This is a genomic window from Bradyrhizobium sp. AUGA SZCCT0431, from assembly GCF_018131065.1.
Lineage (GTDB): Bacteria > Pseudomonadota > Alphaproteobacteria > Rhizobiales > Xanthobacteraceae > Bradyrhizobium.
The window spans coordinates 150,472-176,722 of the sequence record NZ_JAFCLR010000008.1 but is presented as its reverse complement, the minus strand read 5'-3'; the positions used below and the strand labels follow the sequence as shown (position 1 = coordinate 176,722).

27 protein-coding genes, 1 tRNA gene, 1 other RNA gene and 1 riboswitch are annotated in these 26,251 nt (G+C 63.3%); of the genes, 15 read left to right on the top strand and 14 right to left on the bottom strand.

What is annotated here, in order from left to right:
* Nucleotides 1-239 precede the first annotated feature (239 nt).
* Both JQ567_RS09985 and JQ567_RS09980 read left to right on the top strand, forming a co-directional pair.
* A complete protein-coding gene (locus JQ567_RS09985; RefSeq protein ID WP_212438646.1) occupies nt 240-1,898 on the top strand; it encodes an FAD-binding dehydrogenase in 1,659 nt (552 codons plus the stop codon).
* A gap of 95 nt (nt 1,899-1,993) precedes the next feature.
* Entirely contained in the window at nt 1,994-3,256 is a 1,263-nt protein-coding gene (locus tag JQ567_RS09980; RefSeq protein WP_212438645.1) for a serine hydrolase, read from the top strand.
* Between the two features lie 42 nt (nt 3,257-3,298).
* Here the strand turns inward: JQ567_RS09980 and JQ567_RS09975 are convergent, their stop codons facing one another.
* Entirely contained in the window at nt 3,299-4,057 is a 759-nt protein-coding gene (locus tag JQ567_RS09975; RefSeq protein WP_212438644.1) for a sulfite exporter TauE/SafE family protein, read from the bottom strand.
* A gap of 256 nt (nt 4,058-4,313) precedes the next feature.
* Between JQ567_RS09975 and JQ567_RS09970 the strand changes: the two genes are divergently transcribed.
* From JQ567_RS09970 to JQ567_RS09950, 5 genes are all read left to right on the top strand, one after another.
* Nucleotides 4,314-4,664 carry a RidA family protein gene (locus tag JQ567_RS09970; RefSeq protein WP_192735438.1) on the top strand — a complete coding sequence of 117 codons (351 nt, stop codon included), beginning with the start codon at nt 4,314-4,316 and terminating at the stop codon, nt 4,662-4,664.
* A gap of 162 nt (nt 4,665-4,826) precedes the next feature.
* Nucleotides 4,827-5,192, top strand: coding sequence for a nuclear transport factor 2 family protein (locus JQ567_RS09965; RefSeq protein ID WP_212438643.1), 366 nt, complete (start codon nt 4,827-4,829; stop codon nt 5,190-5,192).
* 122 nt (nt 5,193-5,314) lie between these two features.
* Nucleotides 5,315-6,001, top strand: a complete 687-nt coding sequence (locus JQ567_RS09960) for an RNA polymerase sigma factor (RefSeq protein ID WP_212438642.1) — start codon at nt 5,315-5,317, stop codon at nt 5,999-6,001.
* 97 nt (nt 6,002-6,098) lie between these two features.
* The gene (locus JQ567_RS09955) at nt 6,099-6,620 is read left to right on the top strand and encodes a DUF4142 domain-containing protein (RefSeq protein ID WP_212438641.1); all 522 of its coding nucleotides are present in this window, start codon (nt 6,099-6,101) and stop codon (nt 6,618-6,620) included.
* Between the two features lie 11 nt (nt 6,621-6,631).
* Nucleotides 6,632-6,952 (top strand): cupredoxin domain-containing protein, encoded by a 321-nt coding sequence (locus tag JQ567_RS09950; RefSeq protein WP_212438640.1) that lies wholly within the window; start codon nt 6,632-6,634, stop codon nt 6,950-6,952.
* Nucleotides 6,953-6,964: 12 nt separating this feature from the next.
* Here JQ567_RS09950 and JQ567_RS09945 read toward each other — a convergent pair whose 3' ends face one another.
* The 4 genes from JQ567_RS09945 to JQ567_RS09930 form a co-directional block, all read right to left on the bottom strand.
* A complete protein-coding gene (locus tag JQ567_RS09945) occupies nt 6,965-7,546 on the bottom strand; it encodes a hypothetical protein (RefSeq protein WP_212438639.1) in 582 nt (193 codons plus the stop codon).
* 122 nt (nt 7,547-7,668) lie between these two features.
* Nucleotides 7,669-8,104: a transfer-messenger RNA gene (gene ssrA, locus JQ567_RS09940) on the bottom strand.
* Between the two features lie 16 nt (nt 8,105-8,120).
* Nucleotides 8,121-8,564 carry a nuclear transport factor 2 family protein gene (locus JQ567_RS09935; protein WP_212438638.1) on the bottom strand — a complete coding sequence of 148 codons (444 nt, stop codon included), beginning with the start codon at nt 8,562-8,564 and terminating at the stop codon, nt 8,121-8,123.
* Nucleotides 8,565-8,731: 167 nt separating this feature from the next.
* Nucleotides 8,732-8,805, bottom strand: a tRNA-Gly gene (locus JQ567_RS09930).
* A gap of 150 nt (nt 8,806-8,955) precedes the next feature.
* Between JQ567_RS09930 and JQ567_RS09925 the strand changes: the two genes are divergently transcribed.
* From JQ567_RS09925 to JQ567_RS09900, 6 genes are all read left to right on the top strand, one after another.
* Nucleotides 8,956-9,534, top strand: coding sequence for a methylated-DNA--[protein]-cysteine S-methyltransferase (locus tag JQ567_RS09925; RefSeq protein ID WP_212438637.1), 579 nt, complete (start codon nt 8,956-8,958; stop codon nt 9,532-9,534).
* A gap of 9 nt (nt 9,535-9,543) precedes the next feature.
* Entirely contained in the window at nt 9,544-10,383 is an 840-nt protein-coding gene (locus JQ567_RS09920; RefSeq protein ID WP_212438636.1) for an AraC family transcriptional regulator, read from the top strand.
* Nucleotides 10,384-10,438: 55 nt separating this feature from the next.
* On the top strand, nt 10,439-10,798 hold the full coding sequence (locus JQ567_RS09915; RefSeq protein ID WP_212438635.1) for a VOC family protein: 360 nt from the start codon (nt 10,439-10,441) through the stop codon (nt 10,796-10,798).
* 163 nt (nt 10,799-10,961) lie between these two features.
* Nucleotides 10,962-11,363, top strand: a complete 402-nt coding sequence (locus JQ567_RS09910) for an SRPBCC family protein (RefSeq protein WP_212438634.1) — start codon at nt 10,962-10,964, stop codon at nt 11,361-11,363.
* Complete coding sequence (locus tag JQ567_RS09905) at nt 11,360-11,890, top strand: hypothetical protein (protein ID WP_212438633.1); 531 nt, start codon at nt 11,360-11,362, stop codon at nt 11,888-11,890. Before JQ567_RS09910 ends, JQ567_RS09905 begins: the two co-directional genes overlap by 4 nt.
* Before the next feature lie 98 nt (nt 11,891-11,988).
* Nucleotides 11,989-12,474, top strand: coding sequence for a hypothetical protein (locus tag JQ567_RS09900; RefSeq protein ID WP_212438632.1), 486 nt, complete (start codon nt 11,989-11,991; stop codon nt 12,472-12,474).
* Between the two features lie 114 nt (nt 12,475-12,588).
* Here the strand turns inward: JQ567_RS09900 and JQ567_RS09895 are convergent, their stop codons facing one another.
* The 3 genes from JQ567_RS09895 to JQ567_RS09885 all read right to left on the bottom strand — a co-directional run bounded on the left by JQ567_RS09895 (nt 12,589) and on the right by JQ567_RS09885 (nt 16,462).
* Entirely contained in the window at nt 12,589-14,031 is a 1,443-nt protein-coding gene (locus JQ567_RS09895) for an MATE family efflux transporter (protein WP_212438631.1), read from the bottom strand.
* Between the two features lie 162 nt (nt 14,032-14,193).
* On the bottom strand, nt 14,194-15,234 hold the full coding sequence (locus tag JQ567_RS09890; RefSeq protein ID WP_212438630.1) for a hypothetical protein: 1,041 nt from the start codon (nt 15,232-15,234) through the stop codon (nt 14,194-14,196).
* 121 nt (nt 15,235-15,355) lie between these two features.
* A complete protein-coding gene (locus JQ567_RS09885; protein ID WP_212438629.1) occupies nt 15,356-16,462 on the bottom strand; it encodes a 2'-deoxycytidine 5'-triphosphate deaminase in 1,107 nt (368 codons plus the stop codon).
* A 119-nt stretch (nt 16,463-16,581) separates the two neighbouring features.
* Nucleotides 16,582-16,661, top strand: a riboswitch (SAM riboswitch).
* Between the two features lie 72 nt (nt 16,662-16,733).
* Between JQ567_RS09885 and JQ567_RS09880 the strand changes: the two genes are divergently transcribed.
* On the top strand, nt 16,734-17,927 hold the full coding sequence (locus tag JQ567_RS09880; protein ID WP_212438628.1) for an O-succinylhomoserine sulfhydrylase: 1,194 nt from the start codon (nt 16,734-16,736) through the stop codon (nt 17,925-17,927).
* Between the two features lie 153 nt (nt 17,928-18,080).
* Here JQ567_RS09880 and JQ567_RS09875 read toward each other — a convergent pair whose 3' ends face one another.
* The 3 genes from JQ567_RS09875 to JQ567_RS09865 are packed head-to-tail and all read right to left on the bottom strand — an operon-like array spanning nt 18,081 to nt 21,125.
* On the bottom strand, nt 18,081-19,106 hold the full coding sequence (locus tag JQ567_RS09875) for an SGNH/GDSL hydrolase family protein (RefSeq protein WP_212438627.1): 1,026 nt from the start codon (nt 19,104-19,106) through the stop codon (nt 18,081-18,083).
* A 13-nt stretch (nt 19,107-19,119) separates the two neighbouring features.
* On the bottom strand, nt 19,120-19,878 hold the full coding sequence (locus tag JQ567_RS09870; protein ID WP_212438626.1) for an SGNH/GDSL hydrolase family protein: 759 nt from the start codon (nt 19,876-19,878) through the stop codon (nt 19,120-19,122).
* Nucleotides 19,878-21,125 (bottom strand): OpgC domain-containing protein, encoded by a 1,248-nt coding sequence (locus tag JQ567_RS09865; protein WP_212438625.1) that lies wholly within the window; start codon nt 21,123-21,125, stop codon nt 19,878-19,880. The genes JQ567_RS09870 and JQ567_RS09865 overlap by 1 nt, the downstream gene beginning before the upstream one ends.
* A gap of 261 nt (nt 21,126-21,386) precedes the next feature.
* On the opposite strand from JQ567_RS09865, the gene apaG reads away from it, so the two are divergent.
* Nucleotides 21,387-21,779: a Co2+/Mg2+ efflux protein ApaG gene (apaG, locus tag JQ567_RS09860; RefSeq protein WP_212438624.1), complete on the top strand. Its 393-nt coding sequence runs from the start codon at nt 21,387-21,389 to the stop codon at nt 21,777-21,779.
* A 936-nt stretch (nt 21,780-22,715) separates the two neighbouring features.
* Here apaG and JQ567_RS09855 read toward each other — a convergent pair.
* The 3 genes from JQ567_RS09855 to JQ567_RS09845 form a co-directional block, all read right to left on the bottom strand.
* On the bottom strand, nt 22,716-23,729 hold the full coding sequence (locus JQ567_RS09855) for an Hsp33 family molecular chaperone (RefSeq protein WP_212438623.1): 1,014 nt from the start codon (nt 23,727-23,729) through the stop codon (nt 22,716-22,718).
* Between the two features lie 195 nt (nt 23,730-23,924).
* Entirely contained in the window at nt 23,925-24,851 is a 927-nt protein-coding gene (argF, locus tag JQ567_RS09850) for an ornithine carbamoyltransferase (protein ID WP_212438622.1), read from the bottom strand.
* Complete coding sequence (locus JQ567_RS09845) at nt 24,851-26,056, bottom strand: aspartate aminotransferase family protein (protein ID WP_212438621.1); 1,206 nt, start codon at nt 26,054-26,056, stop codon at nt 24,851-24,853. Before JQ567_RS09845 ends, argF begins: the two co-directional genes overlap by 1 nt.
* Nucleotides 26,057-26,251: the final 195 nt, after the last annotated feature.

Genomic DNA, 26,251 nt, shown 5'->3' with positions numbered 1-26,251 from the left:
GCTGCACCCGAAGCGCGAAAAGGTCCCAAACTGGAACAAGTTAACATTTTCACGGTGGCAGCTTCGCCACAGGCAAGCGGCATTTGCCGTTGACCGCGTTGGATCGCGTGGCTTGAATCAACATCAGAGCGTTTTCCAGCGAAGTGGGCACCGGTTCGCGTGAAGAAAACGCGTCAAAACAACAAACAGAGCCCCTTTCCGATTCAATCGGAAAGGGGCTCTGGGCTGGGGAGGACATGATGGCAGAGGACGCAGACGTAATCGTGGTCGGCGGCGGCCTGGCCGGGCTGGTCGCGGCATGCGAAATCGCCGACGCCGGCAAGCGCGTCATCGTGATCGACCAGGAGGGCGAACAAAGCCTTGGCGGTCAGGCGTTCTGGTCGTTCGGCGGCTTGTTCCTGGTCGACAGCCCCGAACAGCGCCGGCTCCGCATCAAGGACAGCTACGATCTGGCGCTGCAGGACTGGATCGGCACCGCGGGCTTCGACCGCGACGAGGATCTCTGGCCAAAGAAGTGGGCGGAAGCCTATGTCGCGTTCGCCGCCGGCGAGAAGCGCGACTGGCTGCGCGCGATGGGCCACCGTATTTTTCCCGTGGTCGGCTGGGCCGAACGCGGCGGCTATGACGCGATGGGGCACGGCAATTCGGTGCCGCGCTTTCATGTCACCTGGGGCACCGGCCCGGGCATCGTCGAGCCGTTCGAACGGCGCGCCCGCGAGGCGCAAAAGAACGGCCGGCTGACTTTCAAGTTCCGCCACCGCGTCGATGCGCTCAGTATCACCAACGGCACGGTCGAGGGCGTCAGCGGGTCGATCCTCGAACCCACCAATGTCGAACGCGGCCAGAGCAGCTCGCGCCAGGTCACCGGCGATTTTAGCTTTCGCGCCCAGGCGGTGATCGTTGCCTCCGGCGGCATCGGCGGCAATCATGATCTGGTCCGGCAGAACTGGCCGAAGCGCCTCGGCGAACCGCCGAAATTCATGATCTCCGGCGTGCCCGAACATGTCGACGGCAGGATGATCGGGATCACCGAGGCTGCCGGCGCGCGGCTGATCAACCGCGACCGGATGTGGCATTACGTCGAGGGCATCCGCAACTGGTCGCCGATCTGGCCGCGCCACGGCATTCGCATCCTGCCCGGCCCGTCATCGCTGTGGTTCGACGCCACGGGAAAACGGTTGCCCGCGCCGCTGTTTCCCGGCTCCGACACGCTCGGCCAGCTGCACTACATCATGTCGACGGGTTACGATTATTCCTGGTTCATCCTGACCCAGAGCATCATCAAGAAGGAGTTCGCGCTCTCCGGCTCGGAACAGAACCCTGACCTCACCGGCAAGAGCTGGCGCATGACCATCAAGCGCGCCACCAACAAGGGCGCACCGGCGCCGGTGGAAGCGTTCAAACAAAAAGGCGCCGACTTCATCGTGCGCGATAATCTCGCCGACCTCGTCAGCGCCATGAACGCGCTCAGCGGCGACAATCTGCTGCAGCTCGATCACATCAAGCGCCAGATCGAGGCGCGCGACCGCGAGATGACCAATCCCTACGTCAAGGACGCGCAGGTGATGAACATCCACAATGCGCGGCGCTATATCGGCGACAAACTGATCCGCACCGCCAAACCGCATCGCATCCTCGACCCCGAGCATGGCCCGCTGATCGCGGTGAAGCTCAATATCCTGACCCGCAAGACGCTCGGCGGCTTCGAGACTGATCTCGATTCCCGCGTGTTCGGCACGGGCGGCGACATCATCAAGGGGCTGTACGCCGTCGGCGAAGCCGCCGGTTTCGGCGGCGGCGGCGTGCACGGCTACCGCTCGCTGGAGGGCACGTTCCTCGGCGGCTGTTTATTCTCGGGACGGAATGCGGGACGCGCGGCGGCGAAGGCGGTGGGATGACAGGGCAAGCAGACCAAAGCGGAAGGACCCGGAAACAAAACCGCGAAAACAACCCCATGCAAAGTAAGGAACCCGTTGCCGGGGTTGTCGTTTTGATGCCGAAAATCATACGGATACTGCTCGCGGCAAGCTTGGCAGTGGCCGGCAGCGGCGCGCCGGCTCGCGCCCAGGCCAACGCCCCAGCGCCATCGACCGCCAAACTCGAACGACTGTCGCAATATTTCGAAAATGAAGTGACGACCGGGAAGCTTCCCGGTGCGGTCGTGCTGATCCAGCAACATGGGAAGCCGCTCTATCTCAAGAGCTTCGGTGTCCGGGACGTCGCCACCAAGCTGCCGATGACGCCGGACACGATCTTTGCCATCCACTCGATGACCAAGCCGATCACCAGCGTGGCGGCGATGATGCTGATCGACGAAGGAAAATTGGCGCTGGCCGATCCGGTGTCCCGATACATTCCCGCATTTGCCGACACGAAAGTCGGTGTGGAATTCAAACCGAAGGACGGCAACCCGATCCTGCAACTCGTGCCGCCGAACCGGCCGGTGACGATCGAGGACCTGCTCCGGCATACATCGGGCATCACCTATGAATACATCGGCAGCGAATTGATCATGAAGGCATATACGGACGCCAACATCTTTGAGGGACATTTCAACAACGCGGAGTTTGCCGAGCGCATTGCCCGACTGCCGCTGGCGAGGCAGCCCGGCACACTCTGGCGCTACGGCCACTCCACCGACGTTCTCGGGCGCGTCATCGAAATCGTCTCCGGCAAATCGCTGTATCAGTTCCTGAAAGAGCGCATCCTCGATCCGCTTGGCATGACCAGCACGAAGTTCGTGCTGCAGGGCGCGGCTGAAGCAGCGCGCATGGCCGAGCCGCTGCCGGGCGATACCGTCCTGCGGCTCTCGGGAGAGGAACGGCGCAGGCACCCCGAATGGGAATCGGGCGGCGGCGGCCTGCTCTCGACCATCACGGATTACGCGCGCTTTGCGCAAATGCTGCTGGGCGGCGGAAAGCTCGACGGCAAGCAGTATCTCAGCCCGGCCGCATTCAAGCAGATGACGTCAGACCAGATCGGACCGGGCTCAGGCGTCGGGCGGGATTATTATTATTTTCCCGGCGATGGTTTTGGCTACGGTTATGGCCTTGCGGTTCGTGTCGAACCGGGAATTGCAAAGCCGCCGCCGGCAGGCTCGATCGGCGAACTGAAATGGGACAGCGGCAGCGGAACATACTTCGGCGTCGATCCCAAACTGGACATGGTCTACATCCTCATGGAGCAGACCCAGCTGGAACGCTCACGCATCACCCCGGCCTTCAAGGCGCTGGTGTATGACGCGTTCGAAAAATAAGTGACCTAAGCGGCGAACCAGTGGGCTGATCGCCGGTAGAACTCACCGCGCATATCCGGCGACACCGTCCCACAGCAATTTCAACGCCGTAACGACAAGCAGCGCGTAGCAGGCGCGGTAGAGCTGCACCTGGTCGAGGCGCTGATGCAACCGCCAACCGGTCCAGACGCCGGCAAAGGCGACGGGTATGCCAAGCAGCATCATCGTCACCAGGCCTTGCGAGAGATGCCCAATCAGCAGCCAGGGCCCGACCTTGATGAGATTACCGACGGTGAAGAACATGCTCGTCGTGCCGGCATACATCTGTTTGGAGAGCCCGAGCGGCAGCAGGTACATCGCCAGTGGCGGGCCGCCGGAATGGGCAACCATCGTCGTCACGCCCGACGCGCCGCCGGCCAGCAGCGCCGCGGCCGGCGAACGCGGCCGCACCGAGACGCCGGCGCCGCCCCGTAGCCACAAGCCGGCAAACACCAGGGTGATAAGCGCCATCACGATTTCGACCGCGTGGCGGTCGAGATCCCTGAGCACGAAGAAGCCGACGCCGATACCGACCAGAAGACCCGGCAACAAAATCGAGAGGTCCGGCTTCGACCACGTCGCCGGCTTCCAGTAGCGCAGCGCGAAGACATCCATCGCCACGAACAGCGGGGCGAGCATCGTGCCCGCATCGATCGGGTCCATCACCAGGGCCAGCAGCGGAATGCCGATGATCGCGAAGCCGCCGCCGAAAGCGCCCTTCATGAAGCCGATCACGAAGATTCCGGTCGCGGCAACGCAAAGTATCGCTGGCTCAATCGTCATGAAGATTCCGATGCGGACATCGATCCGATCCTCCACCATCGATCACATCACTTTTTGCGTTGCAATCAGACAATTGCACTCCGTGCAATATCGTCGGTCGCCCGCGGCATTCCGCGCAAAGCCAAACCAACCCGGCTTTTTTAAATAGATTCCCCGATACGTGACAATTTGCGGATGCTCCCCTGAGCAGAACGCAGTAGCCGATCGCGCCCCGGCGCGCTAAGGAGGCGCGCCACTTTAAAAAACGGAGAACACCATGTCAGTCCAGCGTTTCGAAACCGGCCCGCGCATGAGCCAGGTCGTCGTCCACGGCAACACCGTCTATCTCGCGGGCGTCGTCGCCAACAATGCAGCCGGCGAAAGCGTGACCAAGCAGACGCAGGACGTGCTCAAGACCATCGACGGCCATCTCGCCAAAGCCGGCACCGACAAGTCGAAGCTTCTGTCGGCCACGATCTACATCACCGACATGAAAACCTTCCCGGAAATGAATGCGGTGTGGGACGGCTGGGTGTCGGCGGGCAACACCCCGGCGCGCGCCACGGTCGAGGCCAAATTGGCGTCCCCGCAATACAACGTCGAGATCATGGTGGTTGCGGCGAAGTGATTTTTCGCGGCGCGAGGGCTTGCCTGCCCTCGCGCCGTATCTTTCCTTTTTATCCGCATCTTATTGACCGCGTTTCCTTGACCTCTGAGGTAATCGAAACACGCGCGCAAACCTTCGATAACAGGCCAGCCGATTCATTCGGCCGCAACGAAGGAGAGCCCCATGACCGACGCACAGACCATTGCCAACCGTTACATCGACTTGTGGAACGAGCGAACCCCGGCCCGGCGCCGCGAGATCCTTAGCCAAAACTGGGCCAAAGACGCCCGCTATGTCGACCCCCTGATGAGCGGCGATGGCCATGACGGCGTCGATGCGCTGATCGCAGGCGTGCAGCAACGCTTTCCGGATTTCAAATTCAAGCTGATCGGCGAGCCCAATGGTTACGGCGACCACGTCCGCTTCTGTTGGGGCCTCGGCCCTGACGGCGCCGACAGCCCGATCAAGGGCACGGATTTCGCCGTGCTGAGCGACGGCCGCATCCGCAGCATCACCGGCTTCCTCGATCAGGTGCCGGCGAACGCGTGAGCGAAAAGCTGTGCGGCTGCTTGGGTAATCCCAGGTAGCCGCCGACGCGCTCCAAATTATTTCGGGAACCTCTTGGCCCTTGCCGCATCCAACCCCAATACAATGCTATTGGTGGAACCATCATGCGTCAGGCCCACACGCCTCATATTCCGCCCGTCGACACTGGTGACCTCGACCTGATCCGCCGGGCGCTGGCCCGCGACGAGACCGCGGCTCGCGCCATCATGCAGGCGAACAACCGCCGGCTCTACCGGCTCGCCCGTGGCATCCTGCGCAATGATGGCGAGGCCGAGGACGTCGTGCAGGAGACTTACGTCCGCGCCTTCACGCATCTGGAGAGTTTTCGCGGCGATTCCAGCCTGGCGACCTGGCTGGCGCGGATTGCCATGAACGAGGCGCTGGGACGATTGCGCCGGCAGCGGCCGGGCGTGGAGTTGTCGTCATTGCCGCAGGGCGTGCTCGAAGCCCAGATCATCCAGTTTCCCCGCGCGGCCGCAGACGACCCGGAAAAATCCATGGCCCAACGTGAAATTCAGCATGTCGTCGAACACGCCATCGACGAATTGCCGGAACCGTTCCGGCTCGTCTTCATCACCCGGGTGATCGAGGGCATGAATGTCGAGGAGACCGCCGAGATTCTGGGGCTCAATCCTGTGACCGTGAAGACGAGGTTGCATCGCGCCCGCGTCATGCTGCGCGACAACGTCGAGAAGAAGATCGGCCCCGTCGTGATGGACGCGTTTCCGTTTGCCGGCAGGCGCTGCGAACGGCTCACCGGTGCCGTGCTGAACCGGCTCGGCTTTATCTGATTTTTTTGGGAACCTCCGGCCACCAGCGCCATCCAACTCCTGTGCAATCAACTTGAAAGCCGGCCGCTCGCGGCCGGCGCCACAGGAGTGTCAAACCATGTTCGTTCGATTGAGCGCAGCCATTGCCGCGTTGAGCCTCTTGGGCGGCGCCGCGCTGGCGCAGGGCGCCAAGCCCACCGACCCGCAGATCGCGCACATCGCCTACACCGCAGGCGTCATCGACATCGCCGCCGCCAAGCAGGCGATCACCAAGGCCAGCAACAAGGACGTCAAGGCGTTCGCGGAAGGCATGGTGCGCGACCATGAAGCCGTGAACAAGCAGGCGCTCGACCTCGTCAAAAAGCTGAAGGTGACGCCCGAGGATAACGACACCAGCAAGACACTGTCGAAGCAGGCGGCTGACAAGCTGGCCGAACTCGCCAAGCTAAAGGGCGCCGAGTACGACAAGGCCTATGTCGCCAACGAGGTCGCCTACCACAAGGCGGTCAATGGCGCGCTGGAGACACTGTTGATCCCGTCAGCCAGCAATGCCGAACTGAAGAGCCTGCTGCAGACCGGCCTGAAGCTCTTTCAGGGCCACCAGCAGCACGCCGAACACGTCGCCGCCGGCCTGAAGTAAGGGAGACTGCCATGCTGCCGAGACGCGCGTTTCTTGTCGTGGCCGCCCTGATAGCGGGCGCAATTGCCGTCCCGGCGCATGCCGCAACCATCCAGATCGTGATGGACGATCTCGTGGTGTCGCCGGCGCAGGTAACCGCCAAGGTCGGCGACACCATCGAATGGATCAACAAGGATATCTTCGCCCACACCGCCACCGCGCGAAACGGCGATTTCGATGTCGCCATGCCGCCGAAGAAGACCGTGACGTCGGTGCTGAAGAAGGCCGGCACGGTCGAGTATTACTGCCGCTTCCATCCCAACATGAAGGCGGTGCTGACGATCGCGCCGTAGGCGGCAACCTCGTCAGGCCGACGTCCCTCGCTGCAGCACCATCGCGAGCCGCACCGCGACCGCCGCCTGCCAGACCGGATAGAGCACCGAGGTGAGATCGAGATCGAGCGCGCTGTCGACCGCCATCAGCGTACCGGCCAGCGTGCCCGTCAGCAGCATCCGCATCCATAACGCCGCATCGCGCGGCCCGGCCGGCAGCAGCGCGATCGCCAGCGCCATCACACCCGCACCGACGAAACCGCCCGCGAGGCCCGCCAGGACATTGCGCATGATCTTGGAGGCGCCATAGGCCTGCGCATCGATGAAGATTGCGGCGTTCACCGCGCAGACAAAAGCGACCATGGTGACAATGCTGGCAAGCAGTGCCGCCCAAACCGGATTGGCGCTGCAGCGCCGGACCACGAAGAAGACGAGCACCGCAAACGGCACCGCCACCAGCGCCATGCGCAGATTGCCGGAACCGCCGCTGAACTTGTCGATCAGTTGCGGCGTGAGCGGCGTCAACAGGCCCGACAGCAGACCGCCGGCGGCGACCATCAGCAAATTGTTGCGGGAGGTGTTGTCGGCAGCGATGGCCTGGGTCAACGCGTTCACCTCCATCTCGCGGCACGAATATTTAGCACGATAACGGTTGTGATTGTAGTCGCGCGCTACGCAAGCCCGGTTCACAAATGCCGGTTCACAAATAAAAGCCGCGCCAACCCGAAGGTTGACGCGGCCATGGCCGTTCTGTTGCCAGGTGGACCAACCCCGAACAGGTTACGCCGCGAGGCGCACTTCGTTCAATGCAACGTTATCGTTTGCATTTAGGTTTTTGACCCGATAACGGCGGTATCATGCCGAGCACAATTCCGAACTTCTTTGCGACCATCGATCCTGGTTCGCCCCCGCCATAGCAGCCCAGGGATTTTGCCTTGCGGCAGAATCGATCTCATGTGGAGCATGATCTCCGAGCAAACGCTTCGCGTTTGTCGAGGGAAAACCGGAACCCACTTTTCCGGATCATGCTGCAAATGAGACCTTTAAGCTCAAGCTGCTAAGGTGGAGGCGCCGGGTACTGCCCCCGGGTCTGCCCGCAGTCCATTCAGAGTTTCAGCGCCATCGTCTTGCGACGAAGCCGTTGTACGCGGGATTGAGGGCGAAAGATAGGCCGTTGGCGTGCGCATTCTTACCGGGGCATCGCGGATCGATGAAAGTGGACAATCTGCCATTCCGGCCCACGCTTGGCGATTACGAACGTCACGCGGCCTGGATTACTGAACGGCTTGCCGTCCAGGACTCCCGTAGACTCGTTCAATCCGGTGACTACGACGGCGGTGTCCGACAGGACCATCACCTCTGAAGAACTCATGGGGGCTGCGCGCGGCCGCCTGGTCAGAATCGCATCCTCGAAGTATTTGCGAATGGCCGCTGTATCCGTCACCACCGTCTTGCTGCCGGTGCCCATGAAAAGCGCGTCAGGAGCGTGGAGAGCGACGATTGCGTCCACGTCCGAAGCTGCAAACGCCTTGGTCCACTTGTCGAGGATAGCCAGGGCATCTTCCTTTGGCCCCGCGACAGCAGAGCATGAGAACAGTGCAGTTATGGAAAGAGCCGTCAGGAATGCGCGCATGTGTCCCTCACGTTTCAGCTAGCCAGTAGACGGATCAGTTAGCAGCGTACGCAATCCGCTATCATCGCATTCATCGGCGGGTTACGCCGGGGCCTGTCATCGGGCCGCGCCTTGCGCGAACCCGTTGGAACTAACTAGACCGACCTGCGCATCTAACCAACGGGGCATGGAGCGGGCGAAGGGAATCGAACCCTCGTATGCAGCTTGGGAAGCTGCCGTTCTACCATTGAACTACGCCCGCGAACGCATTTGCGCTCCCCCTGATTAGCCGACCCCGGGCGTTCCGCCAAGCGGTACCCGCGTCTCCCCGCCCCAGGCCCTTAACGGGTTACAAAGATTCCAGATGCGCGCTTTGATGACGGTGTTATGATCCTGCCGGGGTTGATGGCGTATGGCGGGGCGTGGCTACAGCATTTTTGACACGGGAATCGGCCGGTGCGGGATCGCATGGGGCGAGCTCGGCGTTATGGGCGTGCAACTCCCGGAAGCCCGCGAGATCGACACCAGACGGCGGCTGTTCCAGCTTTATCCCGACGCCCGCGAACTTCGCCCGCCGGAGAATGTCGCCATCGCGATAGAAGGCATCGTGGCGTTGCTGCGCGGCGGCTCCAGCGACCTTTCCGATGTCGCGCTCGACATGACCGGGATTCCCGCCTTCAACCAGCGCGTCTATCAGATCGCCCGCACCATCCCGCGCGGCGAGACCCGCATTTATGCCGAGGTCGCAAGTGCGCTGCGCGCCTCGGGCGCGGTGTATTCGGTGGCGCAGGCGATCGCCCGCAACCCCTTCATGGTCATCGTGCCCTGCCATCGCGTGCTCGAGGCCGGGCACTATGCCGACAAGATCTCGCCGAACGGCGGCGCCATTTCCAAGCGCCGGCTGCTGTCGATCGAGGGCACCCACCCGACCGCCAGCAAGACCCTGTTTGACGTGCTGCTGCCGGTTGCGCCGCCACGCCCGCCTACCTAAATTTGCGGGATGGCCGCAACCACGCTCCTGGAACGCAAATCCATTTCGGTGTCCGATTTCCGCTGCAGCGCGGGACCCGGCGATAAGCCATTCGCGGAACAGCACCGCTGTCACTCGATTTCCTATGTCCGCAAGGGCAGTTTCGGCCTGCACTGCCGTGGCAAGTTCAGTGAATTGGTGGCGGGGTCGGTGTTGATCGGCCATCCCGGCGACGAATATACCTGCACCCATGATCACGTCTGCGGCGACGAATGCCTGTCGTTCTTCCTGGGGCCGGAACTGGTGGATGCGATCAGCGAAGCCAGGGATATCTGGCAGATCGGCTCGGCGCCGCCGCTGCCGGAACTGATGGTGCTCGGCGAGCTGGCGCAAGCGGCGGCAGATGGCAGCAGCGACATCGGCCTCGACGAGATCGGGCAGGTGTTCGCCAGCCGCTTTATCGAGGTGGTCTCCGGCAAGCCGCGCAAGGCTGGTCCCGACGCCGCCCGCGACCGCCGCCGCGCGGTGGAAACCGCGCTGTGGATCGATGCCAATTCGCACCGCGAAATCGACCTGGAAGATGCCGCCGCGCAAGCCGGCATCAGCCCGTTCCATTTCCTGCGGCTGTTCTCGAACGTGGTCGGCGTCACCCCGCATCAATATCTGCTGCGCTCGCGGCTGCGCCATGCGGCGCGGCGGCTGGCCGATGACGATAGCCCGATCACCGCTATCGCCTATGACGTCGGCTTCGGCGACCTCTCCAATTTCGTGCGCACGTTCCACCGCGCCGCCGGCGCCTCGCCGCTGCGGTTCCGCCAGGCCTCACGGGGGAAGCGCAAGATTCTCCAAGAACGGCTTGCCCTCCACTAGCTAGGGTTTCTCCAGGTTGCGCGGCATTCCCGCGCGGTTTTGACTGGAGAACACCATGTACGACCACATCGGATTACGCGTCGGAAATCTCGACGCCAGTGTGCGCTTCTATACGGCAGCGCTCGCGCCCCTCGGCTTTGTGCTGTGCTCGCGCGATGATTCCGGCGCCGGCTTCGGCCCCAAGGGCGAACCCGCGCTCTGGCTGCATCTGCACAAGGGCGCTGGCAGCACCGGCGCGCATGTCGCGTTCCGCGCCCCGGATCATGGCGCGATCAAGAAATTCCACACTGAAGGCCTGAAGGCCGGCGGCCGCGACAATGGCGGCGCGGGCGCGCGGGCGGATTACAGCCCGACTTACTACGCGGCGTTTTTGATCGATCCTGATGGCAACAATGTCGAGGCGGTTTGCACGTAGGGGCTCTTCACCCCTCCCTCGCCGTCATTGCGAGCGAAGCGAAGCAATCCATCGTTCGGCATAACGGAGAGTGTGGATTGCTTCGTCGCTTCGCTCCCTTGCGCAAACGCTTTGCGTTTGTCGCAGGCAATGACGGCTCCCCCAACTATCAGAGGAAACAACCATGGCTTCCATCCACAAGGACATCATCATCGACGCCAATCCCAATGACGTCTGGGACGCGGTGCGCGATTTCGGGGCGTTGCATACGCGGCTGGTGCCCGGCTTCGTGCTCGACACCCGCCTCGACGGCGACGCGCGGATCGTGACGTTTTCCAACGGCACGGTGGCGCGCGAACTTTTGGTCGATTGCGACGATGCACGGCGGCGGCTGGTCTATGCCGTCATCAGCGAACGGATCAAACAGCACAGCGCCTCGGTGCAGGTGACCGCGGAAGGCGACGGCCGCAGCCGGCTGGCCTGGACCGTCGACGTGCTGCCACATGAAATCGCGCCTTACATGAACGCGCAGATGGATCAGGCGGCGCTGGCGATGCGGAAGGCGCTTGGGAAAGCCGCGGCATGATTTCCGCGTTTCTCGAAGCGCTCGGCGCGGTCGGTCCCTCAGCCGACCGCGCCGGCAAGATGGATCTCTACGGACGCTTCATCGGTTCCTGGGATCTCGACGTCAGGCAATTCTCCGACGACGGCCGCGAGCGCCGCCGCGCCGGCGAATGGCATTTCGGCTGGGCGCTGGAGGGGCGCGCGATACAGGATGTCTGGATCGTGCCGCCGCGTGGCGACGGGCGCCACGGCGACGCCACCGCCAAGATCAATTCCTATGGCACGACGCTGCGGGTCTACGATCCCGATATCGATGCCTGGCGGATCCAGTGGACCGATCCGGTGGCGCGAAGTTTTCTGCAGATGATCGGGCGTGCTGAAGGCCGTGACATCGTGCAGCTCGGTACGCGGCCGGACGGCCAGTTGATGCGCTGGAGTTTTTCCGAGATCACACCGAACTCGTTCCTCTGGCGCGGCGAGATCTCCGCGGACAACGGCGCGAGCTGGCGTGTCAATAGCGAGTTCACTGCCCGACGCCGGTTACCGTGATCTGTCGCACAGATCAGCCTTTCGTCCGCTCCTAGCGTCACCATTTGCGCCCGGATGGCACCGCCTCCGCGGGCCGCGGCGCATTGGGAGGTCGAACCATGACTGGAGCTGACAAGGTTGTGTGTCAGGCGGCCACGCTGCTGCTGCTGTTTGCCCTGACGACGACGCCGGCGAAGGCGCAATTCGCCGGCTTCGGTGGCGGTGGAGGTGGCGGCGACGACATGATGACGCAGATGGCGCCGATGCTGGAAATGATGAAGGCGAAGATGGGCAAGCGCCGCTTCGGCATGATGATGCAGACCATGGGCCCGATGATGGGCCGCATGATGGAAGGTGGCGGCGGTGGTTTTGGTGGCATGATGGGCGGCGGTGGAATCCCCGGCGGCTTCGGTGGCGGCTATGGCGGCGGCATGGCCGACGGCTATGGCGTCAACATGGGTGGCATGGGCGGCATGGGCGGCGGCGACATCATGGGCATGCTCGGCGGCGCCGGCGGCGGCGAGATGATGGGCATGATTCCGCAGCTGATGCGCATGGCCAATATGGGCGGCAGCCGTCACGGCCGAAAGCATCGGCGACGGTAGGAATCCGTCATTCCGGGATGGTCCGAAGGACCAGACCTCAGGTGCGCAATTGCGCACCGGGGAATCTCGAGATTCCGGGTTCGATGCTTCGCATCGCCCCGGAATGACAGTCGTTCAAGACAGCGCCGGGCGAGCCTTGGCAAGGGGAGCGTGTTTCGGTCCCCACCGCGTCAGGATCACGCTTACGCAGGACAGCAGGCCGAGCAGCATCATCGATGCGGCCGTCAGCATGAAGTAGTCCGTGGCGGTGGCATTGTGCGTCGACAGCCACCAGCCGCCGATGCCGATGAACACCAGCCGCGCGGTCTGCGCCAGCACGGGGCCAAGCACCTTGGCCGCGCCCTGCGATGAAAAATAGCAGGTCGTGGCAAGACCGAGGAACGCATACATCGGCGCCGCCGTAGACAGATACTGCCGGCTTGCGGCGCGCACGCCCGCATTGTCGGTGAAGAGATTGACCCAGATGTCGGGGAAGATCGCGATCAAGGTCGCCAACGCGCCGACCCCGACAAAGGCCACGCCGCCTGCGATCCAGCAGATCCTGCGGGCCCGCGCGATGCGCTTCGCGCCGATCGCCATGCCGACCATCGGCACGGTCGCGATGCCGACCGCGAATGCGATCGACGTCAGCATGAATTCGAGCCGCGCGCCGATGCCGTAACCGGCCAGGATTTCGGTGCCGAAACTTGCCAGCATGTAAGTGAAGATGCTGATCGTCAGCACCGACTGCAGCGGCGAGAAGCAGGCGATGGCGCCGACCTTGAGAATGTCGATGAACATCGCCCAGCGAATCCGCAGGCCGACGATCTTGGGAACGACGCGCGCGCGGCCGGAAAACAGATACCACGTCATCACGGAGATGCTGACCAGGTAGGCGATCAGCGAGCCGGCAGCGACGCCGCGCATGCCGAATTGCGGAATCGGCCCGAGGCCGAGACCGAGCGTGCCGCCAAGGATGATCTGACAGCCGGCGGAAATCAGCATCAGCAGCGACGGCAGTTTCATGTTGCCGGTGCCGCGCAGGATGCCGGCCATCGTGTTCATCAGCCATGGCACGACGGCGCCGCCGAAAAATATCTGCGTGTAGCCGATCGCCTGCGCCAGCACGTTGCCGCGGCCGCCGAGCAACTCGAGCAGCTTCGGACCGAAGATCAGCATGCCCAGCATGAAGACGAGCCCGAAGCAGAGACCGATCAGCAAGGCATGCGCGGCGAGCACCGACGCCCGCTCGGTGTCGCCGGCGCCGAGCGCGCGCGCGATCGCGGACGCGACGCCGCCGCCCATGGCGCCGCCCGACATCGTCATGGTCAGGATCACGCAGGGAAACACCAGCGCCATCGCGGCCAGCGATTCCACCCCTAACCGGCCGATATAGGAGGTCTCGGCGATCACCACGCAGGTGCCGGCCGTGAGTGCAATGACGTTGGGCCAGGCCAGCCACAACAGCGTGCGCAGGATCGGACCGTCGACCAGCGCGTTCTTCGCCGGCGGCGGCGGTGGCGGCAGCGGGCGTTCTTCCTCGTCGACGGGAATTTCGGCAACGCCGATATCGGACATTTCTGCTCCCGCGCGCGAAAGGCAACCTTAAGATCGCGCACCCATTCAAAATTTTTGGGCGCTTATCCAGCTGCGCCGAGCTGTTTCCTAGCACGGCAAGGCCTGATTCCGCGTGCGCGCAACGCAATGGGGCCCTGCGCGATTGCAGGCGAGCGCGCTCCCCTAGCCGATCGTCCAGACGAACGGTGCCTTTCCGCCGGCTGGCGGCTTCAAATGCACAGGAATATGGCGGCCGCAGCCGGCCGCCAGGCCCTCGAACAATCCCTGCAGGACGCTGGCGCAGGCCGGGTGATAATCGCCGACATCGGCCATCAGCTTCCAGCTCTGCTGCCGGATTTCAAACGTGCCGTCGGACTCGCTGATCTCAACCGCATCATCCTGCGCCTCGAACAGCGCACGCAGGAAGCTAGCAAACTCCTTCGGCCCGCCGCGGCTCGCCCCAAGGTTTTGCGCGATCTCGTCGAAATATTGCATGCCGATCAGCTTGCCGGTGAGGTGCAACAGATATCGGGCATCCTCCGGACCGAAGCATTGCACCAGCACGGGTGCGGCGGTCTTCACATATTCCATCGCGTAGTTGCGATAGGCCTTTTCCAACCGCGGCTTTGGCCAGCTTGCAACAGGCAATGCCGGCGCGGTGGCGGGATCGAAGCGCGGCGCTTCGAGATGCCGCGCGAACACCATCCGCGCATCTGACTCGAGCGGATGATCGTATTCGCAGTAATAGCCTTCGAGGCCGTCCTGGCCGTCGACGCTCTGCTTGGTGCAGACGAAGCCGAGATTGAGATTGCCGAGCGCCACGCCGTTGTTGCCGTGCCATCCCCGCAGCATCGCGCGCGACACTTCGCCGGGCACGCCGCAGATCGCGGTGCCCCGCCAGATCCAGCGCGGCGGCGGATAACGGATCCAGGCCTTGCGATCGGTCTCGTACATGTATTCGACATGGACGCCGCCGATCCAGTTGGAGAGATAGTGGTACTGCGCAGCCGCGACCGCCGGCGGCAGATGGCTGAGCCCGAGTTTTTCCAGCCCCGGCAGGAAGCGTTCCTGCTGCTGGCGGCGAAACACCCGGAACACGAATTCGGCGGCGTCCGTCGTGCCGCGGCGGGAGACGACGGTGAGAACGAGGCCGGTGAAAAACGCGTGATAGAGATCAGCGATGCTGCGCCACTTCGCCCATTGCGCTTGCTGCTCTCCGCTCATGTTCCCTCCCGGCCGACATTCCTATTGGCTGTGAGCATACACGTAGCCCGGATGGAGCGAAGCGCAATCCGGGAATGCGGCCCCGCATTTCGCGGAGCTTTATCCGGGCTGCGGAATTACTTCACACCCTAAAATGCTTGCTCAGCTTCAGGCCCTGCGCCTGATAGTTCGAGCCGATGCGCTGGCCGTACATGGCATGGGGCCGCGCCAGCATCTTTTCATAGACCAGGCGGCCGACGATCTGGCCATGCTCGAGGATGAACGGCACTTCGCGCGAGCGTACTTCCAGCACCGCGCGCGAGCCCTGCCCGCCGGCGCCGGCATAGCCGAAGCCGGGATCGAAAAAGCCGGCATAATGCACGCGGAATTCGCCGACCAGAGGATCGAACGGCACCATCTCGGCGGCGTAATCCGGTGGAATCTGCACCGCCTCTTTCGAGGCCAGAATATAGAACTCGCCGGGATCGAGGATCAGGCTGCCGTCCGGGCGCGCCGCGATCGGCTCCCAGAATTCATCGGCCGCATAGCCGCCGCGGCGGTCGACATCGACCACGCCGGTGTGGCGCTTGGCGCGGTAGCCGACAAAGCCGCCGGAATTCGCGCCGCTTAGATCGACGCTCAGCGCCACGCCATTGGCGAGATCGGCGTCGTCGATATCGACCAGCCGCTCGGCCTCATGCAGCGCGTCCAGCTCGTCCGCGTTGAGGATGGCGTCGCCGGTGCGGAAGCGCACTTGCGACAACCGGGATCCCTCGCGCAGCAGCACCGGAAACGTCTTCGGACTGATCTCGGCATAGAGCGGCCCGTGATAGCCGGCGCCGATCATGTCGAAGCGGCGGGTACCATCCGCGATCACGCGGGTGAAGACGTCGAGCCGCCCGGTCGAGCTCTTCGGATTGGCCGCGGCGACGATCTCCGGCGGCAGCGCGAGGCTCTCCAAGAGCGGCACGATGTAGACGCAGTTGGTTTCCAGCACCGCCCCGTGGGTGAGGTCGATCTCGTGCAGTTTCAGCTCGTCGATACGCTCGGCGACCGTCGCACCCGGCCCCGGGAGGAAGCTCGCGCGCACCCGGTAGGCGATGTCGCCGAGGCGCAGATCGAGGCTGGCGGGCTGGATCTGGCTCTCGACAAAGGGATAGGCCGGCAGGATCAGGCCCGCATCCGCCATCGCCGCGATCATGCGGTCGGGCAGAATTCCGTTGGCGTCGGGCGGCAGCGTGAAAGGCACGGCGGTCCTCAAGGGGCCCGGGAGGATGACCCGAATGTCATCCAAACCTCATAAATATGGGCATTTAGGGGTTATCCGATGGCCGGCTTGACGAAAAGGGCGCGAGGGAATATCAGCATGACTTATCCCGTGGTGATTTGAGCCGGCCGGCTTGCAGCCACGTTAAATAAGTCGCTAAACAGGCCGGGGACACGTGTGATCCCGGCCTGTGGAAATTTTTCCAGGCCGGTTTTTTGTGACCATTTTCAATGGTGGTCACGACGGAGGTCACATGCCTGAGGCTAAGTCTACCACCCGCTATCGCCCCGAAACCCGCCTTGTCCATGGCGGCACGCTACGCTCGCAATTCGGCGAGACGTCCGAGGCGCTGTTCCTCACCCAAGGCTACGTTTACGACACCGCGGAGCAGTGCGAGGCCCGATTCAAGGGCGAGGAGCCCGGCTTTATCTATTCGCGCTATTCCAATCCGACGATTGAGATGTTCGAGCGCCGCATGATCCAACTCGAGGACGCGGAAGCCGCGCGCTCGACCGCGACCGGCATGGCCGCGGTGGCGACCGCGATCCTCGCACCGCTCCGGGCCGGCGACCACGTGGTCGCTTCGAAAGCTCTGTTCGGCTCCTGCCTTTACGTGGTGCAGGATCTCTTGCCGCGCTACGGGATCGAGACGACGCTGGTCGACGGTCTTGATCTCGACCAGTGGCAGCGCGCGTTGCGGCCGAACACCAAGTCCTTCTTCCTGGAGAGCCCGACCAATCCGACGCTCGACGTGCTCGACATCCCGGCGATTGCCGAGATCGCGCACAGTGGCGGCGCAAGGTTGATCGTGGACAACGTGTTCGCAACGCCCATTTGGCAGAGCCCGCTGAAGCTCGGCGCCGACGTCGTTGTCTACTCCGCCACCAAGCACATCGACGGCCAGGGCCGCTGCCTCGGCGGCATCATCCTGTCCTCGGAAGCCTTCATCGCCGAGCACCTCCATAACTTCATGCGCCATACCGGCCCGTCGATGTCGCCGTTCAACGCCTGGGTGCTGCTCAAGGGACTAGAGACGCTGGCGGTACGTGTACGCGCGCAGACCGAGACCGCCGGCAAGGTGGCCGATGCGCTCGCGAAGAATCCGAAGATTTCGCGACTGATCTATCCCGGCCGCGCCGATCATCCGCAGGCCGAACTGGTGAAGCGGCAGATGCGCGCCGGCTCGACCCTGGTCGGCTTCGAGGTCAAGGGCGGCAAGCAGGCAGCGTTCCGCTGCCTCAACGCGCTGCATATCTCGCGGATCTCCAACAATCTCGGCGATGCCAAGAGCCTCGTCACCCATCCGGCGACGACGACGCACCAGCGGCTGACGCCGGAAGCGCGCGCCGAACTCGGCATCAGCGAGGGCTTCATTCGCTTCTCCGCCGGGCTCGAGCATGCGGATGACCTGATCGAGGATTTTGCGCAGGCGCTGGAGAAGGCGTGAGATAGCTGCGCACCTAGCCATACAACAGGTGTCGTCCCGGCCTTGAGCCGGGACCCATAGCCACAGGGCGTTGTGAGTTAAGGAAGTCGTCGACCACCGCCTTTTAGGCGCACGGCCGAGGCGTATGGGTCCCGGCATCCGCCGGGACGACAACTACATCGGCCGGTACGTCCGTACGTCGGACGGCACGTTGACGCCGAGCTTGATCTGGCCGACCGAGCGGATGATGTCGTCGCCGAGCAGTTGCGCGAAGCAGGCGTAGCCCCAGTCGCTCATGTGCAGGCCGTCGGCGATGACGAAATTGTCCATCGGGATCGCCTGCTTCTCGTGCCAGTCGCGCATCACTTCGAAGCGCGGAAAAATGCCGACCTTGCGCAGTTCAGCAACCTTGTTGAGCAGGTTGATCATCTTGCCCGCGCTCTCCGCGCGTTCGTTGACGCGCGGCGAATATTGCGGATCGATCAGCACCAGATCGGCGCCGGTCGCCTGAATGCGCGCGACACCATCTTCCACCAGCTTGATGGTCTCAGCCGGATCGAGATTGCGCAGCACGGCGTTGGTACCGACCTGCCAGATCACCAGGTCCGGATGCATGTCGATGACCGAGGTCTGCAGCCGCTTCATCATCTCGGGCGCGTCCTCGCCGCCCTGACCGCGATTGATCACGGTGATGTCGGCGGTCGGATATTGCCGGTGCAGCTGCGCTGCGAGGCGGTTGGGATAGTTGAATTCCGGCGAGGTGGCGCCGAAGCCCGCGGTCGACGACGATCCGAACGCGATGATCACCACCGGCTCGCCCGCGGCCAGCTTGCCCGCGACACGCGGCAGCGATCCCATCTTCTTGGCGCCACCCTTCGGCGGCAGGCAGGGAACGCGGCTGAAGATGTCGGCGGCCGATTTCGCGACCTCTTTGGCCTTGTCGATCGCCTTGCCGGTGACGCTCCTTTGCGCCGGCGGGCTGGACGGCTCGGCGGCCGCCACGCTGCCCGCACCCGTCGGCGCCACCGCCGGCGGTTTGGCGGCTTCAGCTTTGGCCGTGTCGGATAACGTCGCCTGCTGGGCGGTCTGGGTCGCCTGCGCCTGCACCGGCAAAACGGACACCGGCATCAGCAGCACCGTCGCCGCGACGGCGAACGCTGCCAGCGATGTCGACGGCGAAAAAGGGCAGTAACGACTCATTTACGCTAGTTCCTCAATTCTGCTGGGCCGGGTTCACATGCGCCGTGTCGATCACGAATTTCGACAGCGCGCGGCCGAGGCAATCGTGCACGCGCTTGGCCAGGTCGGGGCCATGCGACGTGGTGGACAGGTCGAAATCTCCCGCATCGCTCCAGTGCCGCATCATGGCGAAACGGTCGAACAAGGGAACGTCGTGCTGCTGCGCCACCACGCGCATATTATCCAGGTAGGGCGGCGCGGAAATCATCGTTTCAGTGCGCGGGCTGTATTGCAGATTCATCAAGATCACGTCGGCCCCCGCCTTCTGCACCGCAGCAACCCCCTCTTCGACACCGGCGCGGAAATCATCGGGATCGATCGATCGGATAGCATCGTAGGTGCCGGTCTGCCAGATAACCAAAGTAGGCTTTCTTACTTCCACGAGCTTAACAAGTCCGCCAGCGACCTCTTCGGCCGTCTTCTTGACCTGTAGTTCTACGGATACGTTGACCGCGACCTTCGGAAGCGCCTCCTTCAACATCGCCTGCAGGCGGCCAGGATAGGCGCTGGCTTCGGATGCCGCGATGGTCGACGACCGGCTGCCCACCACCAGAATTTCCAGCCGGCGTTCGCTGACAATGGCCGTCTCGACCTTGGGCAGCTTGCTTTCGGACGTCAGCAGATAGGCCGGAACTTCGCAATTCGGAGGAGCAGGCTCGGCGCGCGCGGGGGCCATGGCCAGCAAGCCGGCAAACAAGGTAAGCCCCAGGATCATCACCGGGTTGGACTGCATCAGCCCCCTCCCGCCATATCGGCGTTGCCAACAGCGCCCTTTTTCTTCGATGCATTCTTGTCGGCAGAATGCTTGTACCACGAAATGACCCACGCCATACCGGACATGATGAGTACCCCGGCGAGGCTGATCAGGAAATGCAGCCCCGCTCCACCGGAGATTTCGGCCAGCACGAAATGCCCGGCAAAGGCGAGAAAGACGCCAAGGCAGAATATCTCAAGCGAATGCTGGCCGCACAGGATCAATGGTCGCAGCCAGGGCGATTTCAGGCCCGGCCAGTCCTTGCGCAGGAAGCGCACGGTGATCGCCGCCAGCGCCAGGAAGTGCGCGAAACGCAGCACATCCAGATCGGTCTTGGTGATCGGGTACATCCACTGCTCGATCAGCTTCGGCATGAAGCGGCTCAATTGCGGTATGTGCCAGGTCAGCGTGACGAAGAAGGCGGCCAGCAGATAGGCAATGCAGATCCACATCGTGATCCGCGAGGAGAGGATCGCCGACATCCGCTCGGCCCCGCCGAGCGCGCACCAGGCGCCGAACACGAACAGCAATTGCCATGCGAACGGATTGAAGGCCCAGAATCCGTTCGGATAGGCCGACAGGTACAGATCGAAGTGCCAGGTCGCCGCGTAGAGCGCCACCGACAGCGCCAGCGAGACGTCGGGCCGCCACTTCATCAGCCACAGGATGAGGGGCAGGAACAGCATCAGCACGATATAGAGCGGCAGCACGTCCATGTTGACGGGGCGGAATCGCAGCAGCAGCGCCTGGATGATCGTGACATCCGGCTGCTTGAGGAAATCCATGATCCCCATTTCTTCCGCATACAGCGGGTTGTTGAAATTGGTGGCGACGTAGGAAATCTCCGCCAGGAAGATCGTGAACAGGAACACATGCGCCACGTAGATCTGCCAGACCCGCCGCATGATGCGGGCGGTGGCGATCACGAAGCCGGATTCCAGCATGGCGCGGCCATACACGAACGCCGCGGTGTAGCCCGAGATGAAGATGAAGATCTCGGTGGCGTCGGAAAAGCCGTAATTGCGGATCGTGAACCAGGTCAGGATGTTCGCCGGCAGGTGATCGATGAAGATCAGCCACAGCGCGAGCCCGCGAAACAGATCGAGCCGCAATTCACGCTCGCCGGCCGCAGGCAGCGTGATCGCCGGCGCGGAGACGACGTCCTTTGCGAGCGCGCTGGCGTCACCTACGGACGGTCCGGCAATTTGATCGGCAATGGACGACATCGGGCACCGTTTTGGCAGCGAATCTACGCAAATTGCACGACACAAACGATCATATCGGCCCGTCGGTTGCAGGCAAGTCAGGCAAGACAAGCCGAAACAGCCAGATACGGGGGTCGGAACCGCGCGGGTGCGCCTTAGGGCGAAACTATGTTGAAACGAGGATGGAACAGCTCAACGACCCGCTTTGCCGGCCGGCCCGGCGATTGGTTCCACCGGCTTTCTTCGCTATGCTGCGCCACAGGATTCTGGAAGCTTTTCATCATGTACCGCGCCGTCACCCGTCTGATCGAAGTCACCGTCGAACCGAACTTTATGCCGGAGCGCTCGTCGGTCGATAAGGGCCAGTTTTTCTGGTCCTACACCATCGTCATCACCAATTCCGGCAACGAGACGGTGCAGCTGCGGACGCGGCACTGGATCATCACCGACGCCACCGGCCGCAAACAGGAAGTCCGCGGCGAAGGCGTGGTCGGCGAGCAGCCGGTGCTGGCCCCCGGCGAGCGCTTCGAATACACCTCCGGCGTACCGCTCCCCACCGCGTCCGGCTTCATGACCGGGCGCTATCAGATGGTCAACGAAAGCGGCGAACGTTTTGAAATCGACGTGCCGACATTTTCGCTGGACAGCCCGGATAACAAGCGGGTGTTGAATTAGGGGCGCTTGCGCTCGTCACGCGTCGTCCCGGCGAACGCCGGGACCCATACCGCGTGATCCCTCAATAGAAACACGGTAGCAGAGATCTTCGCAAAACTTCTCCCTGTGGTTATGGGTCCCCCGATGCGCAATTGCGCATCTGAGCTCAAGGCCGGGACGACGGCTGTGTTTGTAGACGCACTGTCCCTCAAACGTGGCTTCGCGTTCTCGCGGCGCATTGCGCCCGAGCTTTGCCAGAAATTCCTTGCCCCCGAATGAGAGGGCGCAGGGAAGACCGGGTGCGCGCTGCACCCGCGGTCTCGCGTGCGGTTTGCACAAAACAAAATGCACACGAGCATACAGGGCAGCGGAGAACACCCGGCCTTCCCTGCGCAGTGGCTTTACGACTTATATCGAGCTCTCCCTGGTGAACGGGCTTTCTTGCCACCATCGCTCCTGATCAGCTTTTGGCCTTTCAGGAACTTGACACCAGCAACGGGGTGTCAGGACCACACGACTTCGCCGTACGCTTCAGCGCCGTTCGTCGCCAGCACTTCAGCGTCCACCGCAACCCGTCCAACGTCCGTGACGACGGCCGACGCCCTTCTGAGTAGGACGGGATGGCGATATATGTGCCCCTGATTTGCTTTCTGGAAAAGCGAAATATTTTTTATTTCAGGGCTTGACACCATTTCCGAAAATCGGAATTTATTTGCCCCGGCTTCCGCCTTCGCTCGTTGAGCTACGGCGGACAGGTCGCCAAGGCTACGCCGGGCGCGGCCGTCGGGTTAATTTGTCGCACTGATTGCCGTGCCTCCGTCATTGCGAGCGCAGCGAAGCAATCCATAGCGCCGCAAGCGGAAGAATGGATTGCTTCGTCGCGGAGCCTGTCATCGGGCGCGCGTTCGCGCGACCCGTTGGCTCCTCGCAATGACGGCGGTAGGCAGAATTGCAACCCTACTCCACACCCGCTTCATCCGGCGTGAATTCATACACCGACGAGCAGAACTCGCAGGTCACCACCACCTTGCCGTCCTTGACCATTTCCGCGCGGTCCTGCGCCTGGAAGCTTTTCAGCATCGATGACACGGCGTCGCGCGAGCAGGAGCATTGTGCACGCAGCGGCAACGGCGCGAACACGCGCACGCCGCGTTCGTGGAACAGGCGATACAATAAGCGCTCGCCCGACAAATCCGGATCGAGCAGTTCGACATCCTCGACGGTCGAGATCAGCGACTGGCCTTCGACCCAGGCGTCGTCTTCGGCCACCGCATGCGTCACGGCGCCTTCCGGCGCATCGCCGGGATCGAGGTCGGCCTGCCGCGCCCGCTCCGGCGCCTGGGGCAGGAATTGCAGCAGCATGCCGCCGGCGCGCCAGCGGTGTTTCGGACCGTCGCCGCTGCCGCGCCATTCCTCGCCGACCGCAAGCCGCACGCGAGTCGGGATCTGCTCGGAGCGCAGGAAATATTCATGCGCGGCGTCTTCGAGATTGCCGCCTTCCAGCGCCACCAGGCCCTGATAGCGGCTCATGTCCGCGCCCTGGTCGATGGTCATCGCCAGATGACCGTTGCCGAGCAGCGCGCCGGAATCACGGTAGGATTCTTCGCCCTCCTTCAGCCGCGTCGCATCGAAGCGCGCATAGGCGCGCAGCCGATCCGGCAGCTGGAAATCCACGATCAGGAACGACACCGGACCGTCGGTCTGGGTCTGCAGGATGAAGCGGCCGTCGAACTTCAGGGACGAGCCGAGCAGCGTCGCCAGCACGATGGCCTCGCCGAGCAGCTTGCAGACCGGGGCCGGGTAATCGTGCTTGGTCAGGATGTCGTCGAGCGCCGGGCCGAGCCGGGTCAGCCGTCCGCGCAGGTCGAGCGCATTGACCTCGAACGGCAGCGCCGCATCGTCGATGGGAACCGCCGATGGCGCGCGGATCGGCGCTGTGGGCGTGATTTTGATGTCGGGGGATTGAGTCATGGCGCTTTATCTGGGGTCGAAGAGGGTGAATCGAAAGGGGTATTACGTCGTCCCGGCGAAGGCCGGGACCCATAACCACCGGCGGTAATTGTTTTACACGCTGATCGTTATCTTCCTTTTTCGACAATCAGGGCCGCGGCGTATGGGTCCCGGATCGCGCTGCGCTTGTCCGGGACGACAGCTATGTTGGGGCCCCTACGCCACTTCGTTAAAACACCAGGCCAGAATGCCCTTTTGCGCATGCAGGCGGTTTTCGGCTTCGTCGAACACCACCGATTGCGGGCCGTCGATCACCTCGTCGGTGACCTCGTCGCCGCGATGGGCCGGCAGGCAGTGCATGAACAGCGCGTCGGGCTTGGCCAGCGACATCAGCTGGGCGTTGACCTGGTAGGGCTTGAGCACGTTGTGGCGATGTTCGCCGTCCTTGTCGCCCATCGACACCCAGGTGTCGGTCACGACGCAATCGGCGCCGGCGACGGCGGCTTCCGGGTCGTTGCCGAGCACGATCGGCGCCTGCGTCGCCTTGATCCAGTCCTTCATCGCCTTGTTCGGCGCGAGCTGCGGCGGGGTCGCCACGTTCAGTTTGAACTTCAGGCGCTCCGCCGCATGCGCCCATGACGCCAGCACGTTGTTGTCATCGCCGGTCCAGGCCACGGTGCGGCCCTCGATCGAGCCGCGATGCTCCTCGAACGTCATCAGGTCAGCCATCACCTGGCAGGGATGCGAGCGCCGGGTGAGCCCGTTGATGACGGGCACGGTGGCGTTGGCGGCAAGCTCCAGCAGCGCATCGTGGTTGAGGATGCGGATCATGATCGCATCGACGTAACGCGACAGCACGCGCGCGGTATCGGCGATGGTCTCGCCGCGGCCGAGCTGCATTTCCGCGCCGGTCAGCATGATGGCCTCGCCGCCGAGCTGGCGCATGCCGACGTCGAACGAGACCCGGGTGCGGGTCGACGGCCGTTCGAAGATCATCGCCAGCGTCTTGCCCTCGAGCGGCTTTCTGGGCGTCTCATGCGCCTTCAGCTTCGCCTTCATGGCGACGCTCAGGTCCAGCATGTTGCGCAATTCCTTCGGCGGCAGCTCGCTGATATCGAGGAAGTGACGTAGGGACTTGCTCATCACCCCGCCGCCTTCTTCTTGTCGCCTGACAGCGCGATGCAGGCGCGTTCGAGGCTTTGGACGGATTGCTCGATCTCGGATTCGGAAACGATCAGAGGCGCGAGGAAACGGACGACATTGTCGCCGGCGCCGACCGTCAGCAGCTTCTGGTCGCGCAGCGCGGCAACGAGATCGCCCGAGGGCACCACGGCCTTGACGCCGATCAGCAGCCCTTCGCCGCGCACTTCCGCGAGCACGGAAGGATAGCGATCGACCACGGAGGCGAGCTTCTGTTTCAGCAGCAGCGACACTTTCCGCACGTGGTCGAAGAAGCCGGGTTTGAGCATCACGTCGAGCACCGCGTTGGCGGAGGCGATCGCCAGCGGGTTGCCGCCGAAGGTCGAGCCGTGCGAGCCCGGCGTCATGCCGGAAGCCGCCTCTGCCGTGGCGAGACAGGCGCCGATCGGAAAGCCGCCGCCGAGCGCTTTTGCCAGCGACATGATGTCGGGCGTGACGCCGAGGCGCTTGTAGGCAAAGAGATCGCCGGTGCGGCCCATGCCGGTCTGCACCTCGTCGAAGATCAGCAGCAGGCCCTTGTCGTCGCACAATTGGCGCAACGCCTTGTAGAACGCATGCGGCGCGCTGCGGACACCGCCCTCGCCCTGCACCGGCTCGATCAGGATGGCGGCGGTCTGCGGCCCGATCGCCTTCTTGACCGCTTCGAGATCGCCATGCGCGACCTGGTCGAAGCCGTCCAGCGGCGGACCGAAGCCTTCCAGATATTTGGCTGAGCCGGTCGCCGCCAGCGTGCCCAGCGTGCGGCCGTGGAACGCGCCTTCGAAGGTGACGAGGCGATAGCGCTCGGGATGTCCCTTGGCGGCGTGATAGCGGCGCGCGACCTTGATCGCGCATTCCATCGCTTCCGCGCCGGAATTACAGAAGAACACCAGATCGGCAAAGCTCTGCTCGCACAACCTTGCTGCAAGCTTGTCGCCGTCCGGGCTCCTGAACAGGTTCGACATGTGCCAGAGTTTGGTGGCCTGCTCCTGCAAGGCCGCGACCAGATGCGGATGGCAATGGCCGAGCGCATTCACCGCCACACCCGAGGTGAAGTCGAGATAGCGCTCGCCGGACGTCGAGATCAGCCACGCGCCTTCGCCGCGTTCGAAACCGAGATCGACTCTCGCGAATACGGGAAGCAGATGCGACGGGGCGCTGTTGGTCATGGCTATCACTGACGGTTAGAGACCGGCCACATAGCGTGCATTGGCGCGAACGCGGCACAGCCGGTCTTGCGAAAACAAAACGTGCCGCCTTTTCGGGGCGGCACGTGGCAGGCATTCTATGCGGGCTTTGGACCGTGTCAACACGCCGAAATCCTCTTGTTTTGAGCATGATCTCCGGGCAAGCGCTTTGCGCTT

Bases quoted from the DNA above. Each gene is read 5' to 3' on its own strand.
- JQ567_RS09985 (WP_212438646.1), top strand. From the start codon at position 240: ATGGCAGAGGACGCAGACGTAATCGTGGTCGGCGGCGGCCTGGCCGGG.
- JQ567_RS09980 (WP_212438645.1), top strand. From the start codon at position 1,994: ATGCCGAAAATCATACGGATACTGCTCGCGGCAAGCTTGGCAGTGGCC.
- JQ567_RS09975 (WP_212438644.1), bottom strand. From the start codon at position 4,057: ATGACGATTGAGCCAGCGATACTTTGCGTTGCCGCGACCGGAATCTTC.
- JQ567_RS09970 (WP_192735438.1), top strand. From the start codon at position 4,314: ATGTCAGTCCAGCGTTTCGAAACCGGCCCGCGCATGAGCCAGGTCGTC.
- JQ567_RS09965 (WP_212438643.1), top strand. From the start codon at position 4,827: ATGACCGACGCACAGACCATTGCCAACCGTTACATCGACTTGTGGAAC.
- JQ567_RS09960 (WP_212438642.1), top strand. From the start codon at position 5,315: ATGCGTCAGGCCCACACGCCTCATATTCCGCCCGTCGACACTGGTGAC.
- JQ567_RS09955 (WP_212438641.1), top strand. From the start codon at position 6,099: ATGTTCGTTCGATTGAGCGCAGCCATTGCCGCGTTGAGCCTCTTGGGC.
- JQ567_RS09950 (WP_212438640.1), top strand. From the start codon at position 6,632: ATGCTGCCGAGACGCGCGTTTCTTGTCGTGGCCGCCCTGATAGCGGGC.
- JQ567_RS09935 (WP_212438638.1), bottom strand. From the start codon at position 8,564: ATGCGCGCATTCCTGACGGCTCTTTCCATAACTGCACTGTTCTCATGC.
- JQ567_RS09925 (WP_212438637.1), top strand. From the start codon at position 8,956: ATGGCGGGGCGTGGCTACAGCATTTTTGACACGGGAATCGGCCGGTGC.
- JQ567_RS09920 (WP_212438636.1), top strand. From the start codon at position 9,544: ATGGCCGCAACCACGCTCCTGGAACGCAAATCCATTTCGGTGTCCGAT.
- JQ567_RS09915 (WP_212438635.1), top strand. From the start codon at position 10,439: ATGTACGACCACATCGGATTACGCGTCGGAAATCTCGACGCCAGTGTG.
- JQ567_RS09910 (WP_212438634.1), top strand. From the start codon at position 10,962: ATGGCTTCCATCCACAAGGACATCATCATCGACGCCAATCCCAATGAC.
- JQ567_RS09905 (WP_212438633.1), top strand. From the start codon at position 11,360: ATGATTTCCGCGTTTCTCGAAGCGCTCGGCGCGGTCGGTCCCTCAGCC.
- JQ567_RS09900 (WP_212438632.1), top strand. From the start codon at position 11,989: ATGACTGGAGCTGACAAGGTTGTGTGTCAGGCGGCCACGCTGCTGCTG.
- JQ567_RS09895 (WP_212438631.1), bottom strand. From the start codon at position 14,031: ATGTCCGATATCGGCGTTGCCGAAATTCCCGTCGACGAGGAAGAACGC.
- JQ567_RS09890 (WP_212438630.1), bottom strand. From the start codon at position 15,234: ATGAGCGGAGAGCAGCAAGCGCAATGGGCGAAGTGGCGCAGCATCGCT.
- JQ567_RS09880 (WP_212438628.1), top strand. From the start codon at position 16,734: ATGCCTGAGGCTAAGTCTACCACCCGCTATCGCCCCGAAACCCGCCTT.
- JQ567_RS09875 (WP_212438627.1), bottom strand. From the start codon at position 19,106: ATGAGTCGTTACTGCCCTTTTTCGCCGTCGACATCGCTGGCAGCGTTC.
- JQ567_RS09870 (WP_212438626.1), bottom strand. From the start codon at position 19,878: ATGCAGTCCAACCCGGTGATGATCCTGGGGCTTACCTTGTTTGCCGGC.
- JQ567_RS09865 (WP_212438625.1), bottom strand. From the start codon at position 21,125: ATGTCGTCCATTGCCGATCAAATTGCCGGACCGTCCGTAGGTGACGCC.
- apaG (WP_212438624.1), top strand. From the start codon at position 21,387: ATGTACCGCGCCGTCACCCGTCTGATCGAAGTCACCGTCGAACCGAAC.
- JQ567_RS09855 (WP_212438623.1), bottom strand. From the start codon at position 23,729: ATGACTCAATCCCCCGACATCAAAATCACGCCCACAGCGCCGATCCGC.
- argF (WP_212438622.1), bottom strand. From the start codon at position 24,851: ATGAGCAAGTCCCTACGTCACTTCCTCGATATCAGCGAGCTGCCGCCG.
- JQ567_RS09845 (WP_212438621.1), bottom strand. From the start codon at position 26,056: ATGACCAACAGCGCCCCGTCGCATCTGCTTCCCGTATTCGCGAGAGTC.